General features: G+C 65.4%; 15 protein-coding genes. 2 read left to right on the forward strand and 13 right to left on the reverse strand.

All coding sequences use genetic code 11. From position 1 onward, the window contains the following. Positions 1 to 21: 21 nt before the first annotated feature. From CK489_RS01785 to CK489_RS01795, 3 genes are all read right to left on the reverse strand, one after another. The gene (locus CK489_RS01785; protein ID WP_245350223.1) at positions 22 to 2,085 is read right to left on the reverse strand and encodes an alkaline phosphatase family protein; all 2,064 of its coding nucleotides are present in this window, start codon (positions 2,083 to 2,085) and stop codon (positions 22 to 24) included. A gap of 236 nt (positions 2,086 to 2,321) precedes the next feature. Beyond that, a complete protein-coding gene (locus CK489_RS01790) occupies positions 2,322 to 3,698 on the reverse strand; it encodes a cytochrome c peroxidase (protein ID WP_095731067.1) in 1,377 nt (458 codons plus the stop codon). Further along, entirely contained in the window at positions 3,695 to 4,480 is a 786-nt protein-coding gene (locus tag CK489_RS01795; protein WP_095731068.1) for an EfeM/EfeO family lipoprotein, read from the reverse strand. Before CK489_RS01795 ends, CK489_RS01790 begins: the two co-directional genes overlap by 4 nt. Positions 4,481 to 4,726: 246 nt before the next feature. Here CK489_RS01795 and CK489_RS01800 point away from each other — a divergent pair, with 246 nt between their 5' ends. After that, positions 4,727 to 5,218 carry a prepilin peptidase gene (locus CK489_RS01800; protein WP_095731069.1) on the forward strand — a complete coding sequence of 164 codons (492 nt, stop codon included), beginning with the start codon at positions 4,727 to 4,729 and terminating at the stop codon, positions 5,216 to 5,218. An 18-nt stretch (positions 5,219 to 5,236) separates the two neighbouring features. Here the strand turns inward: CK489_RS01800 and CK489_RS01805 are convergent, their stop codons facing one another. From CK489_RS01805 to CK489_RS01850, 10 genes are read right to left on the reverse strand one after another with little or no spacing between them, the layout of a single operon-like run. Then, positions 5,237 to 5,881 (reverse strand): hypothetical protein, encoded by a 645-nt coding sequence (locus CK489_RS01805; RefSeq protein WP_244486401.1) that lies wholly within the window; start codon positions 5,879 to 5,881, stop codon positions 5,237 to 5,239. Beyond that, positions 5,881 to 6,444 (reverse strand): type II secretion system protein GspM, encoded by a 564-nt coding sequence (gspM, locus tag CK489_RS01810; protein WP_245350224.1) that lies wholly within the window; start codon positions 6,442 to 6,444, stop codon positions 5,881 to 5,883. The genes CK489_RS01805 and gspM overlap by 1 nt, the downstream gene beginning before the upstream one ends. After that, entirely contained in the window at positions 6,441 to 7,514 is a 1,074-nt protein-coding gene (locus tag CK489_RS01815) for a PilN domain-containing protein (RefSeq protein ID WP_095731070.1), read from the reverse strand. The genes gspM and CK489_RS01815 overlap by 4 nt, the downstream gene beginning before the upstream one ends. After that, complete coding sequence (locus tag CK489_RS01820) at positions 7,514 to 8,443, reverse strand: type II secretion system minor pseudopilin (RefSeq protein WP_095731071.1); 930 nt, start codon at positions 8,441 to 8,443, stop codon at positions 7,514 to 7,516. The genes CK489_RS01815 and CK489_RS01820 overlap by 1 nt, the downstream gene beginning before the upstream one ends. After that, a complete protein-coding gene (locus CK489_RS01825) occupies positions 8,443 to 9,150 on the reverse strand; it encodes a PulJ/GspJ family protein (RefSeq protein ID WP_050631336.1) in 708 nt (235 codons plus the stop codon). Before CK489_RS01825 ends, CK489_RS01820 begins: the two co-directional genes overlap by 1 nt. Beyond that, positions 9,147 to 9,557, reverse strand: a complete 411-nt coding sequence (locus CK489_RS01830; RefSeq protein WP_143278068.1) for a prepilin-type N-terminal cleavage/methylation domain-containing protein — start codon at positions 9,555 to 9,557, stop codon at positions 9,147 to 9,149. The genes CK489_RS01825 and CK489_RS01830 overlap by 4 nt, the downstream gene beginning before the upstream one ends. Further along, on the reverse strand, positions 9,532 to 9,996 hold the full coding sequence (locus CK489_RS01835) for a type II secretion system protein (protein WP_050631338.1): 465 nt from the start codon (positions 9,994 to 9,996) through the stop codon (positions 9,532 to 9,534). Before CK489_RS01835 ends, CK489_RS01830 begins: the two co-directional genes overlap by 26 nt. 15 nt (positions 9,997 to 10,011) lie before the next feature. Continuing rightward, a complete protein-coding gene (gene gspG, locus CK489_RS01840; protein ID WP_198960801.1) occupies positions 10,012 to 10,491 on the reverse strand; it encodes a type II secretion system major pseudopilin GspG in 480 nt (159 codons plus the stop codon). 53 nt (positions 10,492 to 10,544) lie between these two features. Then, on the reverse strand, positions 10,545 to 11,756 hold the full coding sequence (locus CK489_RS01845; protein WP_095731073.1) for a type II secretion system F family protein: 1,212 nt from the start codon (positions 11,754 to 11,756) through the stop codon (positions 10,545 to 10,547). Positions 11,757 to 11,760: 4 nt separating this feature from the next. After that, positions 11,761 to 13,437, reverse strand: a complete 1,677-nt coding sequence (locus CK489_RS01850) for a GspE/PulE family protein (RefSeq protein WP_095731074.1) — start codon at positions 13,435 to 13,437, stop codon at positions 11,761 to 11,763. A gap of 336 nt (positions 13,438 to 13,773) precedes the next feature. Between CK489_RS01850 and gspD the strand changes: the two genes are divergently transcribed. Beyond that, the gene (gspD, locus tag CK489_RS01855; RefSeq protein ID WP_198960802.1) at positions 13,774 to 16,149 is read left to right on the forward strand and encodes a type II secretion system secretin GspD; all 2,376 of its coding nucleotides are present in this window, start codon (positions 13,774 to 13,776) and stop codon (positions 16,147 to 16,149) included. The last annotated feature ends 2 nt before the right edge of the window (positions 16,150 to 16,151 follow it).

Consider the following 16,151-nt stretch of genomic DNA (forward strand, 5'->3'; position numbering starts at 1 on the left):
TCGTGGTGGACGAAGGCCCGATCACTCGGTGTAGGACAACGTCACCGGCTTGCTGAAGTCGAACGCGTCGAACAAGTCAGAGAGCGCCGGGCTGTTGGTCGGGACGTACTCGTTGTTCTTCGAGTAGCTCGGGTTCGGCAGGTTGTCGCGGCTGCGGTTCGTGAGCGGCTGGAGGCCCCAGTTGCGTTCGATGAACTTCAGCAGCGAAGCGTGGTCGGCGTAGTTGTGGTTGACCTTGCCGCCCGTCGAATAGGGCGAGAGGATCAGGGTCGGAATGCGCGGTCCGTCGCCGAAGAAGTCGATCGACTGCTGGTAGCCGGAGTCCCAGTAGCCGCCGGCCTCATCCCAGGTGACGAAGATCGCGGTATCAGCCTTCAGCTCCGGATTGTTCTCCAGCGCGTTGAGCACGTTCAGGACATAGGCCTCGAACAGGTCAACCTTCGAGCTCTGCGGGTGACCGTCGAGCAGACCGTCCGGCTTGCCGAACGACACCGCGGGCAGCGTGTTGTTCTGGATCGCCGTGATCAGATCGGCAGTGTCCTTCATGTGGGCCTGACGCACGGCCGGGTTGGCCATGATCGAGGTCGCATACTGGAACGGATTGCAAATCTGGCAGTAGGCAACACCGAGCGCGTGCGCCGGATCGGTGACCGCAGCGGCGCTGAGGTTCGGGTTCGACGGATTGGCGGCAACCGCGGCATTGGAGAGCGCCACGGCGTCGTTGAACGCGCCACCATAGAACGCCCAGGAGATGTTCTTCTCCATCAGCGCATCGCCGATCGTGCGAACCGACGACGGCGGCACGTTGTTGCCGCCCGACAGCGCGCCGTTCGGCAGGTAGCCCGGATTGACGTTGTTGAGCATGTAGTAGTGGTTGGGCTTGCAGTTGGGCTCCGCCGCGTACGGCAGATTGTTGAGATAGTTGACGATCGGCTTCACGCCGGGCTGGAACACGTCCGAGCAGTTGCTCCAGTTGCCGTCGACGGTGTAGCGATTGACCGAACCCGCGACCGGATTCGGATTGGCGATCAGGTTCGCCGGCGGCGTCACCGGATTGCCCTTGCCGTCGCTCCAGAACGCCGCGTCGCCGGTGCCGAGCATGAAGTGGTTCGCGCCGGTGCCGCCGTGGAACGACTGGTGGAAATTGTCGCTCAGGGTGAAGCGGTCGGCGAGCATCTTCAGGACCGGGGCCTGACCCTGCTGGGCATTGTAGAAGCCCATCGAGTTGGCCATGCTCTTGTTCGACGACGAATAGGTCGCCATCACGAACGGGAACAGGTCGTTTAGGCATCCCGAATTGTTCTTCTTGGTGGCGTTGGCGGCGTTGCAGTCTTCCTGCTGCCAATCCTGATAGAAGCGATGGGTCGAGTCGCCCGTATAGTCGTCGTCGCTGATCTGCTCACCCTGCAGCGGGAACGGTCCGTTCAGACCGCCGGCGCCGGGCACGCGGGTATCCAGCACACCGGTCGGCAGGCCGCTGAAGCCGGTGGTGAGGATGTCGAGATCGGCCGGATCCATGTCCTTTTCGACACTGGCCTCGGTGATCGTCTTGAACGGAGGCGACGTGTCGCTCTGCGCGGTCGGCGTGCCGTTGGTGTTCGGCTGCGGCATCAGATTGGTGGCGTTGTAGGGCGACTTCGAGATGGCAGGCGCACCGATGTAGTACAGCGGCTGGCCCGCGACCGAGGCCTGCTGCGCCAGCGCGAAGTTCGGTCCCGGCGTTCCGTCCTCGTTGACGATACCCTTCGACAACAGGTTGGAGATGGTCTGCCCCTTGCCCTTCGGCTTGTACACACCGAAGGTGTGATCCAGGCCGCGGTTCTCGCCGATCAGAATGATGACGTGCTTGATCGGCGACGCCGTCTTGCCCTTGTCGCCGTGATCCTTGCCACCATGATCTCCATGGTTCTCATGCCTCGTACGATCGCCCTCTTCTTGCGCCTGGTGATTGTGATGCGAACGCTTGTCCCAATCACTGCGACCGCCCGGATAGTGAGCGGCATATGCGGCAGTTGCGACCAGCACCGTTGACGCGATGCAGAGCGCGGTGCTGGTTCGCCAGTGCTTTTTGTAATTCAAACTCATTGTCGACCTCAGGGTGTTTGCGGATAGCAACACGCCCTGCTTAGTGCGACAGTATGACGCATGCTTTTCGCTTACGTGAAAGCGCGCGAGAAATTTCGAAACGTTCAAAGATTTTCTGTGGAGACATCCCGCCGCTCGACGCATCTCCACCGATCAACTTTTCGATCGATGATCGAAAATCGACGCAGCAGTCCACGCAACGGCGCGTTGCGCGAAACCGCTACGATAAAAGCCGATCAATGCGCGATGTGCCTGGAACGCATCACCTCGCGAAGTGCAGCGTAATGCTGGTCGTGCACATCTTGATTGAACAGCGACCACGGCTCGGCGCTCGCCAACAGCGCAGGCACGGCAGCGACCATCAAGTTGCGATAGTTCCTGAACTCGGTTGCAGCATCCGCGTTGCGGCCCGCGGCAACCGCCATCTCGATGCGCCGCAACGTCAGCACGAGCTCTTTGAGCCCGTTGCGCGCAAGCACACGCTGCTGCTCGCCGCCCAACACGCTGGTGTTCTTGCGATCGGGATATTGCTCGGTCAGTTCGCGCAGCTCGCGGCCGATCGTATCGACCGCCAGCCCGACGATGTCCTTGTCACCGGCGGGAATCGCGGTCGCGAGCACCGTCGAGAAATCGTTGATCTCCTTCAGCGTCGCACCGGCGCCGTCGCGTTCATAGGGCTGCACGCCGTCGCCGACGGCCGTGAGATAGGCGACGAGGTCGCCCTTGTCCTGCGCCGAGAGCTCGAGCTGAAAGGTTCGATCGAAATAATCGACGACCTGGTTGTAGTTATCGAAGCGGCCGTCGTGGAAATACGGCGCGTTGAAGTCGGCGTTGCGCAGCGTCGGCGTCTTGAACAGTCCGCCCGAACCGACATCGTGCTGCTGGTGATCGACAAAGCCGGATGACGGAACATGGCACCCCGCGCAGCTCAGTGCAGCATCGTGCGGGAACGGTTTTGCGAACAGCGCCTCGCCGCGGCGCTCCGCGTCGGTGATCTTGCCGGCCAGTCGTCCGGCTGGACCGAGACTCGGATTGGGCAGGAAGTCGATATCGTGAAGATAGGCGACGATCGCATCGAGTGTTGCCGGCGACGGCTCGGGACCGGCAAACTCGTTGGTGATGACATTGTGGACGAAATCGCGCAGCGAGGCGAAGCGGCCGTCGGCGCCGTAGGGCGCAAGATAGCGCGCGCCGCGCAGGCTCGGGATCCGCACCGGATCGAACGCCAGATTGTTGGCCTTCGGATTGAACAACGGGCCGGTGGTGTCGAACGTGCCGGGCCGGCTCGACATCTTCGGCATGAAGAACTTGGCGTTGTTCGCACCATTGACGTGGCAGGTGCCGCAGCTCACGCCGGCCTGCCGCGCCACCTCGCCGAGCAGCCCCGGCGAATTGAAGGCGAGATCACCGAGGTTCACCAGATACGATTTGGCTCCGGTCCGCTCGGACTGGAACACCTCGCGCGGCTTGTCGAGCGCATCCTCGTTCAGCTCGGTCGCGACCGGCAGCACGGTCTTGTCGCCGTCGACCGGAAACGCTGCCGCACGCCCGAGCAACGCGAGGGCGATGACGCCGGGAAGCAGCGCGGCCAGCCGCCGGTGGAACGATGTCATCGCGCCTGCGCCTCCAGGGTCGGGCGTTGCAGCCCGAGCTTTGCCGAGGCGCTCTGCAGCGCGACGACCAGCTCCTCGCTGGTCTGGCGCAGATCGGCGATGTTGATGTGAGGCAGGTCGGGCGTGGCAACGATCGCCTGCAGCTGCTCGATGCGGTTCGTCACCATCTCGTCGAGCTTGCCGTCCACCGTGTTGAGCGCGGCGGAGAATATCGTGCGATAGGCGAAGTCGATGCCGGCGATATTGTTGCGCATGTCGTCCAGCGAAGTGCCGCTGATGCGCGACTCGCCGCCATCGGCCTTGCTCTCGCCGACTTCGTAGGCGAGCCGTACCGTGCCGTCCAGCAGGCCCTGCGGCGTCAGCTTGATGTCCTTGAGCTTGCCGTGAAGATCATTCAGGTGCTCGACGAGGCCGGTCGCATCGGTGGCGACGTCGGTGCTGGCAGCGCCGAACAGTTTGGCCTCGATGGCATGAAACCCGCTGTCCGCGTTCGGCCAGGCGTCGATCTGCGCATCGAGCTCGGGCACGAAGCCCGCGGTGAACACCTCCGAGCGCTCCCAACCGGCGCGCGCCGACAACCAGGCTTTCCTTGCACCGGGCAGATCCGCAGCAGCGGCGCGTTCGCGCAACGCACGCGCGCCCGCCAGCGCGCTGCCGACGCCCTCGATCAAATAGGGCCGATAACGCTCGGCGCCGTCCTCGAGAGCGCCCGCATTCGCGGCGCGCACGCCTGCCGACGCGGCCAGCAAAGCCAGGCACGCCGCCACTCGCATCTTGTACATAGTCAACCCACTCATCTGCCGCGAAGGGCTCGCGGCACGTAGCGGAGCGAACTATTGTCGGTATCCTATGCGGATTTGTGACAGCGCAGACTTTTTGTCGCATCTTTTCTGTTTCATCATCGTCGATGACGATCACAATGCCGCAAACGCATCATGCGGCGCTGCTGATCGATTGAAAATGCACTGTTCAATGCGCGCGAGTTGTTGCAACACATTGTGCTTACGCGTCACACTTGTCCCGTTACCATGCAGATCGATCACGAAGCGCTTTACTTCATTGCATCTTATAGCGCGCTTTGCGTGCTGTGTTGCGCCGTCGCGCTGATCGATCTTCGCCACGGCATCATTCCCGACTGGCTGAATCTTGCGATCGCAGCACTCGGACTTGCGAACATCGTTGTCACAGATAGCGCAACAGCCGCCTTCAGTGCGATGGCGATCGCCGGCCTCGTCGGCGTCGTGTTCTGGCTGTTGCAGCGCCTCTACTTCGCCCTGCGGCACGTGGACGGCCTGGGGCTTGGCGACGTGAAGTTTCTTGCCGCCGCGTCGATCTGGGTCGGCGCGTCGGGGGTTCCGACCTTGCTGCTGATCGCGGCGCTCGCGGCACTTGGTGTGGCCGGCGGCCTGCAGCTCGCAGGACACGCGATGAAGCGCCAGACGTCGATCCCGTTCGGCCCTTTTCTTGCGCTCGGGCTTCTCCTGACGCCGGCACTTCAGAACTGGCTTGCGCTGAACTAGCTGCTGCGGGACGTCCCCTTACATCTGTCGTCGCAGGGCCAATGGCTTGCGCTCGGTGCTGACCGGAACGAGGCGGGCCTCGCCGCTCTCATCACCACCAGGCTGAGGCAATGTGAGCACCGCCTCGTGCTCGTCCTTCTCCATCGTGGCTTCGCGCGCTTTGATGGTTCGCAGCTTCCAGCCCTGGAAATCGTCGCCGATCTTCAGCCGCAGCGCGGTCTTGTTCGATTGATCGAGAAAGATCCCGAAGCTTTCGTCATCTCCCGAGATCGTGCCGACCAGCGACAGCGGCGGCGGCTCGGTCGCGACCTTGCGCGGCGGTGGCGGCACAGGCTTGCTGACCTCCGGTTCCGCAACCACGGCAGGCGGAGGCCGCCGCGACGGCGAGAACACCGGGCGGTCGCGGGTATTGGACAGCGTCGTGAGCGGAATGCCCCACAGCGGATTTGCGCTGAGCGGCCGCGGCGTCGGCGCAGGCGACGGGGCCACCCGGACCGACGTCACCGGTTCGGAGGCCGGCGGCGAGCTCAGCACCGGCCCCCCCAGACGGGTCTCGTCGAGCAACCCGGCATCCAGCGCATCGCCGGACCGGTCCGGCACGGCGGCCGGCGCGGCTTGAGCCGACATCGCGAGCAGCACGATGATCGCAGCATGGCGTCGCATCATTTGGCTCCTCGCCATTGTCCGGACACGCCGAGCAGCACGCGCAACTTGCCGGGATCGCCGCCCTTGGCGGCTTCGTCGGCGACCGGTTGCACCACCAGCTGGTCGATGAACAGGAACGGCATGCCGGCTTCAAGATCGTAGAGCACCTGCTGCAATTGCGCCTGCTCGATCTCGCTGCTTGCCACCATGCTGATGAAGCCGGCCTTGGCCGGTGCGTTGGGAACGTCGAGCTGCGTCGACAGCACGTTGCCGCCGGCCTTGATCACCGCACCCGACACCCGTTGCAGCAAGGTGGCGCCAGCAACCGTGACCGTCGCCCCCTCGAGATAGGCGGAACCGGTCGGCATGGCGGCCTCGCCGGGCGCGGTCTTCGCCCTGGATCGTCCCTCCAATTGCTCCAGCATTCCAGCCGATGCCGCAATGTCGCTGCGCAGGCCGATGAGATCCGAGAGCGACGAGATGACGACGAAGAGCAACAGCACGACGAGACCGAGATAGCTCGCGGTGGCGACCAGGGGTGAGGTGCTGACCGCGGTCAGCGATCGGGATGCTGCGCTCATGAGCCGGACCCAAAATAGGCTGATATGTTGGCTTCGACGTGGAACCGCTCCGCCGATTCATTCGCCGCGCGGGTTGTCGGCGCGAAGAACGTCGCGCGGGTGAATTGCGGCGACTGCTCCAGCAGCCGGATCAGGGATGGCGCATCCTTGGTCAATCCCACCACCTGCACCTTGTTGCCCTCGATACGGAGCTCCGTCACATAGGTCGTGTCCGGCAGCACGCGCGAGATCGCTTCCAGGACCATGACACTCGACGGCGTCGTCTGCTTGCGCTTGGCCAGGAGGCCGAGGCCGGACGTATCGCCGTTGGCATCGAGACGCAGCGCGGCGCGGCGCTGCGAAATCCGATGTTGCAGATCCTCCTGCTCGGATTGCAGCCATCCGCCGACATAGATGTTGAGCAGCATGCAGACCGCGGCCGCGGCGGCCGTCGAGACCAGGGCGATGCGCAGCAGCCGTGGAACCGCAGGCCCGGCAAGGCCGCGCAGCGATCGGTCGAGCAGCGTCACCTGCTGCGGCTTGCCATCACTGCCGACTGCCGGCGCCGAGACCGCAATGGAGGCGGCGCCGAGCATCCTGGCCATCCGGACCACCGGATCGACCTTGGCCGCCGCGGTCGCACCAAACGCGACTTCGATACGGTCGTTGGCGATCGGCTGCGGCGAACCCCAGCCGAACACCGCATCGGCGGCGGACCATGGCGTCAACCGGTCGACCTGCGCGCGGATCATGCCGTCGAGAAAGTCGCTTGCCTGGCTCGGGAAATCGAGCACACGGCTGACGATGTGATCCGAACGCAAACGCACCTCGATGCGGCTGCCGTCGAACGCCGTCTTCCACTCCGCCGGCAGCGCAGGTTGCGGTACATCATGATCGAGCCGGAACGAAACCGGAGCTGCGGGCGAGCCGTCCTTGGCCGCCGCCAGGCGGGCGGTGAAGGTGCCGTCGCCATTCTCGTCGAGCTCGACGCTGCGCCGGCGCACGAACCTGCCCGCGACGCCGTCAACGGCCGTCGCGACCGCGCCGATCCATTGCTCGAACCATTGCCGTGCTTCGGCAAGCATTGCCATCACCCTCTCCCGCGCAACAGAACCGGGCTTCTCGGTTCAAGATCGTTCTGCCAGGACAACACACGATAGGGCTCGGCCTTGTCGCCGAGCGCGATCACCGCTTCAGACGTGGTGCGGTGACCGTTGCGGAATCGGATCGATATCGCGATCCGGTAGCAAGGGCTCTGCGCCGTCGACGCCGCACCCTGCGGGTTCGGGGCCTGCGCTCCCGCGGCGATGCCGTTCGGCGACGGAGCATTCGAGCCGAGCGTGCTCGAGCCGAAACTGTCCTGTTGCTTCCCCGATGCCTTATCCACCGCCAGCGCGACTTCCGGCGCGGCGATCTTCGGATCGACATCCGGACTGCCGTTGAACACCGTCACGAACGGCAGCACGCGGTCGACAAAGGCCTCGGGGATGCCGGCGACCAGCGCGAGCTCGTTGACATGGGTGAACAGCCCCTGCCTTGGCGAATAGCCCAGCGCGTTGTAGCGCGCGGCCTCCACGTTCTCGCTGCCCGGCGTCGGCCGGGTCCGCCAGCCGACGATGCGGTCGGCATATTCCGAGGCGGCGTCCTTCTGAGCGCCGAGCACGACGAAGAGGCCGACCAGCATCTCCTTCGACGCGTAGTTCAGGTCAACACGGCCGGCCTCCGACGTGAAGCTGACACCAACGCTGGCATCGTCCAGCCCGAACTGAAACGCGCCGTGCTGCGGCCGCGTCTTCTCATCCGTCAGCGTCAGCTGATAGGCGGTGAGCTCGAGCCCGGCCGAGACCAGCGCCTCCGTCTGCAACGAGACGTCGCTCGCCGCCAGCGCCCGCGCCGACGCGGCAAGATAGGCCGAGAAGATGACCGCCAGCGACGACAGCGCCAGCAGGATCCAGAGCACCGCAACGATGACGAAGCCGCGGTCAGCCGGCGATCGGCCGCTATTGCCGGGCGCACCCATCAGGTCTTCCCCTGATCGGTCGGAACATTGGAACTGCCCTTGTCGCCGCAATTGCCGTCCGGCTTGGTGCAATCGCTCGGGATCTGGACATGGACCGGCGCGATGGTCGAAACCGACAACACGCGCTGGCTCACCGCGTCACGCACGGTCAGCCGGATCATCGCCGGCAGCCGCTCGGCATCCTTCCACGCGTTCTTCCAGGCCCGGTCGACACCGGCATAGGCGAAGGACAGCCGATACGGCGCACGCAGCAGCACCACGGGGCTGCCGAGATGCACCTGCTCCGACAGCGACACCCCGTCGGCGAGGGGCGTGAATCGCGCCTGCGAACGGACCGTGACGAACTCGCCGCGATCCCTGACCTCGCCAAGGTGCACCACGTCGAGCCCCGGGCCGGCATTCGGCCCCAGCGAGGTGCGCACGAAGGTCACTGACAGTTCCGATCCGTCGAACAGCGGCTTGTGGGTATCGCGGTTGGCCGCAACGAACTCGGCCGCGGCAAGATCGGCGCCGATCCGTTCCAGCGCGATCCCGATCAGTTCGCTGCGCTGGATCCGATCGAGCCCCCTGTTCCAGCTCGGCAGCCATTCCCCGGTGATGCCGGCGAGCGCCGACAGCAACAGCCCCATCAACGCCAGCGCGACGATCATCTCGATCAGCGTGAAGCCGCGCTCATTGGTTCGCTGTGCTGTCCTTGCCCGGATCATTCCGCAGACCTCGGCATCAGGCGCACGGTGCGAATGTCGGACAGCGCACCGCCTGGAGATTTGACGCGAATCCGCACCAGCTCCGGAGCCCAGGGCAGATTGCCTTCGGGCACCGTCCAGTTGCCACCGAGCGGACTGACCTCGATGGTCCAGCTATAGCCCTCCGCCTGTCCGGTCGTCGTACCCGACTGCAATTCGGCGCGCGGCGGAATGCCGACCGTCATCAATGTCCGCACCGCCTGCATCAGCGCCACGTGTTGCTCCATCGCCCGGACGCCGCGCGTCTTGACGCCCATCACGGCGCCGATCGCAACGATCGAGACAGCCACCAGCGCCAGCGCCACCAGCACCTCGATGATGGTGAACCCCGCTTCACTGCGGTCAGTTGGCGGCGACGTCGCGGGCAACGATTTCAACCCTTCCGGTGAGCCAGTTGACGCGGACCTCATATCCCGTATCGAGCCGCGTCAGCGCGATGGAGCCGCCGCAGGAACCGCCATTGGCGAAGAAACGGATGGTCGACAGTGCCGCGCGGCGCTGGCAGCTCTGCGGCAGCACCGCATCGAACCGCACGTCATCGGGGATCCGCACCGTCATGCGCGACGACCCTGAATGGATCACGCGGCTCGGCGCATCGACCAGCGTCGCAACGCTGGTGCTACGCTCGATGGCGGCGTTCCGGTCGGCCTTAAGCAGCGTCGCGGTCTGCAGCGCATAGGCCTGCAAGCGCGACCGCGACGTCTGGTGCGGAATGAACGGAAGCAGCACGGCCGCCAGCAGCGCGATGATGGCGAGCACGCACACCATCTCGAGCAGGGTGAAGCCGCGCTGCGCCGCGTCATTCATGCTTGCCATGCATCCTTACTGGTCGTTGTTGGCGGCCGTGGTCTTCTCGAGCGAGATATCGGCCGAGGCACCGCTGCCGCCTTCCTGGCCGTCAGACCCGTAGGAGACGATGTCGTAAGGCCCGTGCTCGCCGGGCGAGCGATAGAGATAGGGATGATTCCAGGGATCGTTCGGCACGTTGCCGCCCTTCAGATACGGGCCGTTCCAGGCCGCGACCCCGGGCGTGCGCCGCACCAGCGCGGCGAGCCCCTCCGCCGTCGACGGGAAGCGCCCGGCGTCGAGATAGAACAAATCGAGCGCGCTGGAGAAGCTCTGCAGCTGGATGCGCGCGGTCTTGACCTTGGACTCGCTGAGATAGTTGAGCACGCGCGGTCCGATCAGCCCCATGATGAGGCCGATGATCGCGATCACCACCAGCATTTCGACCAGGGTGAAGCCCGCCTCGCCCGAACGCCTCGCCGTTTGCGGCCGCACGCGACCGCGTCCCGCTCGCATGGATAATGCTTCGATGATGCTGTTGCGCGATATCATGACCGATGACCTCTGCTTTAACCGACTAGCTGCGTGACCGAGAGCAGCGCCGTCATGACCGAGACGATCAGCCCGCCGACGACGGTGCTGATCGTGATGATCGCCAGCGGACCGACGATGCCGACGACACGATCCAGGCTGCGCTGCAATTTAGCTTCGTAGAATTCCGCCACCCGCCCGGCCAGCGCCGGCAGCTGCCCGGTCTCTTCGCCGAGCCGCAGCATGCGCACCGCCATCGGCGGCAGGCTGTCCGCCACCGCGAGTGCTTCGGACAATTTGCCGCCATGGCGGACGCGGTCCGCGGCGGCGGTCCAGTTCGCCTCGCTCCCGGTCACCGCCATGATGTCGACGAGGATGCGCAGCGCGGCCGTGAGGTTGACGCCGCTGCCGAGCAGGACGCCCAGATTGCGGCAGAACAGGCTGGCGCGATAGAACTGGAACGCGCTGCTGATGCCAGGCACCCGCGAAATGCCATTGACCAGCGCGGCGCGCACCCGCGCCTGCCGCAGCAGCCACCATGCGAGCGCAATCGTCGCCGCGCTGATCAGGCTTGCCGCGGTGGCGTTGGCGCGCAGGAAATCCGACAGCGCGATGAAGCTGGCGAGCGCCGTGTCCGACTTGCCGCCGAAATCGCCGAGCACGGTCGAGAACTGCGGCAGCACGAACAGCAGGAAGAACAGCATCACGCCGGATGCCGCAACCAGCACGAAGGCCGGATACTGCATGGCGTCGGTCAGTTTGCGCCGCATCTGCTCGGACCGCGCGCGCTCGGTGCCGAGCATCTCCAGCACGGAATCGAGCGTGCCGGAGATTTCGCCGACCCGGACCAGCGCGATGTACATCGGCTGAAACAAGGTCGGATGGTCGGCGACCGCATCGGCAAAGCTCTCGCCGGTGAGCAGCGCTGCGCGGATCTTGGCGACCACCGGGCGCATCCGCCCGACATCGGCATCGCCGGACAGGAGCTCCAGCGCATCGTCGAGACGCGCGCCGGCTTTCAGCAGCAGCGCAAGGTCGCGCGTGAACGTGGTGACCTCGGCGGCACTCGGCCCGCCGAACAGGCTGCGGCCGCCGCCGGCGCTTGATGCGCGCTTGTCCTCGGTGGTCTCGATCGGCAGCAGCTTGAGATATTCGATGCGACGCGCCACCTCGGCCGCGGTCGGCGCCGAGATCGTGCCGTTCACGATCTCGCCGGCCTGGGTCAGAGCGCGATAGCGATAGTTCGGCACGGCGTCACCGCACCGTTGCAACGCGGAGGATCTCGGCGGGCGAGGTCAATCCGGCGCGGCATTTGGCGACCCCGTCATCGAGCATCGTGGTCATGCCCGCGCGGATCGCCATCGTATCGATCTTCAGCCCGTCGGTTCGCTCTCCGATCAGTTCACGCAGTTCATTGGACAGTTCGAGCAGTTCGAACACGCCGAGGCGGCCGCGATAGCCGGTGCCGCCGCAGCGTTCGCAGCCGCATGGCTCCTGAATGATCTCGTCGGCCTTAAAGCCGAGCGCGGCGAGCCGCGGATCCTCGGTGAAATCGGCCGATGCCAGCGGCCGCGCCGCCTTGCAGCGCTCGCACAATTGCCGGACCAGCCGCTGCGCGATCACGCCGCGCAGCACCGAACGCAGCAGATAGCCTTCGACCCCGAGGTCGAGCAGCCGCGGCACCGCGGCCGCCGCGGTCTCGGTGTGCAGCGTCGTCAGCACCAGATGCCCGGTCAGCGCCGCATGCACCGCGACGTGGGCGGTCTCCGTGTCGCGGATTTCACCGACCATGATCACGTCAGGGTCCTGGCGAACGAAGGAGCGCAGCGCGGTGGCGAAGGTCAGGCCGATCGCCGGCTTGATCTGGGACTGGTTGACGCCGGGAAGCTCGTATTCGACCGGATCCTCGATCGTGAGGATCTTGCGGCTGGGCTCGTTGAGGATCGACAGGATCGTCGCCAAGGTCGTGGTCTTGCCGCTGCCGGTCGGCCCGGTGATCACGATCATGCCATGCGGCAGCTTCAAGAGCCGCCGCAGCTTGGCCTCGTCGGGCTCGGAGAAGCCGAGCTTTTCGACCACCAGCAGGCCGCGATCCTTGGGCAGGATACGGATGACGGCGGATTCGCCGTGCTGCGTCGGCATGATCGCGACGCGGATATCGATGTCGGTACGCCCGGCCCGCAGCCGCGCCGCACCGTCCTGCGGCAGGCGCCGCTCGGCGATATTGAGATTGGCGATGATCTTGATGCGGGAGACCACCGCCTGCGGCAGCACGCCTGACAGCGCCGCAACCGGCCGTAGCAGGCCATCGATGCGCAAGCGGACCATGAGGCCGGCGGAGAACGGCTCGATATGGATGTCGCTGGCGCGAAGCTCGACTGCCTTCTCGATCAGATCGTTGACCGCGCGCACCACCGGGGCGCCGCTGGCAAGATCGCGCAGGCTCTCGATGTCGTCTTCCCGGGGCAGCGCCGCCGTCGTATCGGCGGCCTCAGCCTCCTCGGCGCTGGAGGCGTTGTTCAGCGCGATGGCGACGTCCTCCGACGAGGCCACCTTCACGGTGATGTCGGCGCCGAGCACGATCTGCGCCGCGCGCAGCGTCGCCTGGTCGGTCGGGTCGACCACCGCGAGCACGGTGCCACCATCGACCGCACGGCACGGATAGACCATGGTCTCGCGCAGGAACCGCGGCGAGAACGAGCCGACCAGCGGTTCGGCCGAGGTCATATCCTGGAGCGTCAGGCGGCCAAGCGCAAAGAAGCGCGCGGCTTCGTCGGTGAACTCGGTCGGTGAGAGACTTGTGATCTCCCACAGTTTCAATTGCCTGACGTCGGCGCCCGGCCCGGTCCGGTCGGACGCTCCGTCGGTCGGCGTCAGGTAATTGTTCTGACGGAGATAATCCACGAACCGAACGGACAGGTCGTTGGCCATTCTCGATATCCCGCCACACTATCCCGGATCAGTTCGTGCCGAGGCCGCTGCGCGCGGTCGCGTTCGGCTCCCGGCAATTCTGCGGTTATCGATCCGAAGTGTGACAGCTGTGCGAAGTCACATCGTTCGCCTCGCTCAAGAAGCCTTGACGTGGCTTCGCGGACACGCCGGGGGGCCATCGACTGCACAGCTTTGGTGCGATGCGCTGGGCAGGTCGCGAACGACAATCATGTAACCAATTTATTTCTGTCATGTTCGATCGCTAAGAGTCCTCCCGGGGTAGGACCGATCGTCGCAAGCAATCGAAATCTCAGTTAGTCAGACCGAAGGGCCTTCATGCAACGCGTAGGCACAGTGGGCCGCTGCCCGACGATCCGTGGCGGCCTCGCAGCCATTTTTGCCTTGACGTCATTGGGTTTGCTGGCGTCCTGCAATTCCGCAACGGTCGGCGAGAGCGTCGACGCGTCCCAGCTCGACGTCACCGACAAGGTGCGCTCGCTGGATCTGACGCAGCGCCAGCCGGCGCCGGCGAACGCGCTGGCGGCCACGAGCGGCAGCCAGGGCGGCAGCGTGCGCGCGGCGATGTATGACGGAAGCGAAGTGACGGCGCTGGCGGATGCGCGGCCGCAGCCGGCCTCGAACGGCAACGGCTTCGACCTGAACTTCGAGAGCACGCCGGTGGCGACCGTCGCCAAGGTCGTGCTCGGCGACATCCTGCATGTCGGTTACACCATCGACCCGAGGGTGCAGGGCACGGTGAGCCTGGTGTCGGTCCGTCCGGTGCCGAAATCCGACATGGTCTTCGTGCTTGAAAACGCGCTCCGCCTGAGCGGCGTCGTGCTGCTCAAGGATACGTCGGGCTACCGCCTGACGCCGCTCGGCGACGCCGTCGGCGGCGGCCGCGTCGATTCCGCGGCAGCCAATCCCGAAGCCGGCTTCGGCATCTCGGTGGTCCCGTTGCAATATGTGTCGGCCCAGACACTGCTGAAGTTGACCGACAGCTTCGCCACCCGGGCCGGCTCGGTTCGTGCCGACACATCGCGCAACCTGCTGCTGATCCAGGGCACCGGCGCCGAGCGCCGCACCGCCGTCGACACCGTGCTCAGCTTCGACGTCGACTGGATGCGCGGCCAGTCCGTCGGCATCTTCCCGATCTCGAGCGGGTCGCCTGCGCCCGTCATTGCCGAGCTGGAGAAGATCGTCGATTCCGGCGAGAACGGCCTCAGCCAGAACGTCATCAAGTTCATGCCGATCCAGCGCCTCAACGCGGTGCTGGTGGTGACCAAGAAGCCGGAGATGCTGCACACGGCTGCGACCTGGATCAAGCGCCTCGATCGCAACGACACTGCGCGTACCTCGGTCCATGTCTACCGCGTCAAATACGGCGATGCGCGCCAGATCGCGCGGGTTCTGACCGACATGTTCCTCGGCGGTTCCTCCGGCAATTTGCTCGACAGCGCCGACAGCCAGCTCGCGCCCGGCTCCGGCACCTCGTCGACGTCGAGCGTCGCCGACCGCCTGTCGCTCAACAACAACAACGGCGCGAATTCGGGTATGAACGGCTTCGCGTCACGCGGCACGTCGGGGACGGGCCAGGGCCTCGGCCAAGGATTTGGCGCCGGCGGGCAAGCGAACAATCCCAACAATCAAGGCCAGGGCAACAATGCCGCGCTGGATGCCGGGCGCGGCGCGTCGGGCTCCGGCAACGGCCAGCCCGTCATGCAGGACGTGCGGATCACGCCCGATGTCGTGAACAACAATCTCCTGATCTATGCCGACCAGGCCAACTATCGCATCATCGAGGCGACGCTGGTGCAGATCGACGAGCCGCAGCTCCAGGTCGCGATCGACGCGACGATCGCCGAGGTCACGCTCAACAACACCCTGTCCTATGGCGTGCAGACCTATCTCACCAGCCGGAGCCTGGGCCTGAAGCCGAACATGGGCTCGTTCACGGGCACCCAGGCCACCACGGCGCCCGCGACCACCACGGACGCAACCACCGGCGTCGCCACCGTCGCCGGCTCGGTCACCAACGCCTTCATCAACCGGGCCTTCCCGGGCTTCAACTTCCTGGTCGGGTCCGAGACGCAGCCGAGCCTCATCCTGGATGCGTTGCATGCCGTCACCAGCGTCAAGGTGCTCTCCAATCCATCGCTGGTCGTGATCAACAACCAGGTCGCGACCTTGCAGGTCGGCGACGTCGTCCCGGTGTCGACCGGCAGCGCGACGGTGCTGACCACCAGCAATACGGTGGTCAACACCATCGACTATCGCAACACCGGCATCATCCTGAAGGTCTCGCCGCGTGTCAGCGTCAACGGCACGGTGCGGCTCGATATCGAGCAGGAGATCAGCAACGTTCCGCAGAGCAGCACGGTAAACCTGACGCCGACCGTGTCTGAGCGGCGGGTCAAGAGCCAAATTTCGGTCGCCAACGGCCAGACAGTGCTGCTGGCGGGCCTGATCAGCGAACAGCAGAGCGGCGCCCGCAACGCGCTTCCGGTGCTTGACCAGATCCCCGGCCTCGGCGATGCCTTCGGGCATCAGAGCAATGGCACCCAGCGCACCGAGCTGATCATCTTCATCCGCCCGCAGATCATCCGCAACGGTTCCGACGCCCAGACCGTGGCCGAAGAGCTGCGATCGAAGCTGCGCGGCAGCATCGCCACGACAACGACCAATGCGCCGATCACCACCAGCTATCACTGAGC

Source organism: Bradyrhizobium sp. UFLA03-84 (assembly GCF_002289535.1).
Lineage (GTDB): Bacteria > Pseudomonadota > Alphaproteobacteria > Rhizobiales > Xanthobacteraceae > Bradyrhizobium > Bradyrhizobium viridifuturi.

Coding starts and splice junctions, on each gene's coding strand:
- CK489_RS01785 (WP_245350223.1), bottom strand. CDS start 2,085: ATGAGTTTGAATTACAAAAAGCACTGGCGAACCAGCACCGCGCTCTGC.
- CK489_RS01790 (WP_095731067.1), bottom strand. CDS start 3,698: ATGACATCGTTCCACCGGCGGCTGGCCGCGCTGCTTCCCGGCGTCATC.
- CK489_RS01795 (WP_095731068.1), bottom strand. CDS start 4,480: ATGTACAAGATGCGAGTGGCGGCGTGCCTGGCTTTGCTGGCCGCGTCG.
- CK489_RS01800 (WP_095731069.1), top strand. CDS start 4,727: ATGCAGATCGATCACGAAGCGCTTTACTTCATTGCATCTTATAGCGCG.
- CK489_RS01805 (WP_244486401.1), bottom strand. CDS start 5,881: ATGCGACGCCATGCTGCGATCATCGTGCTGCTCGCGATGTCGGCTCAA.
- gspM (WP_245350224.1), bottom strand. CDS start 6,444: ATGAGCGCAGCATCCCGATCGCTGACCGCGGTCAGCACCTCACCCCTG.
- CK489_RS01815 (WP_095731070.1), bottom strand. CDS start 7,514: ATGGCAATGCTTGCCGAAGCACGGCAATGGTTCGAGCAATGGATCGGC.
- CK489_RS01820 (WP_095731071.1), bottom strand. CDS start 8,443: ATGGGTGCGCCCGGCAATAGCGGCCGATCGCCGGCTGACCGCGGCTTC.
- CK489_RS01825 (WP_050631336.1), bottom strand. CDS start 9,150: ATGATCCGGGCAAGGACAGCACAGCGAACCAATGAGCGCGGCTTCACG.
- CK489_RS01835 (WP_050631338.1), bottom strand. CDS start 9,996: ATGAATGACGCGGCGCAGCGCGGCTTCACCCTGCTCGAGATGGTGTGC.
- gspG (WP_198960801.1), bottom strand. CDS start 10,491: ATGCGAGCGGGACGCGGTCGCGTGCGGCCGCAAACGGCGAGGCGTTCG.
- CK489_RS01850 (WP_095731074.1), bottom strand. CDS start 13,437: ATGGCCAACGACCTGTCCGTTCGGTTCGTGGATTATCTCCGTCAGAAC.
- gspD (WP_198960802.1), top strand. CDS start 13,774: ATGCAACGCGTAGGCACAGTGGGCCGCTGCCCGACGATCCGTGGCGGC.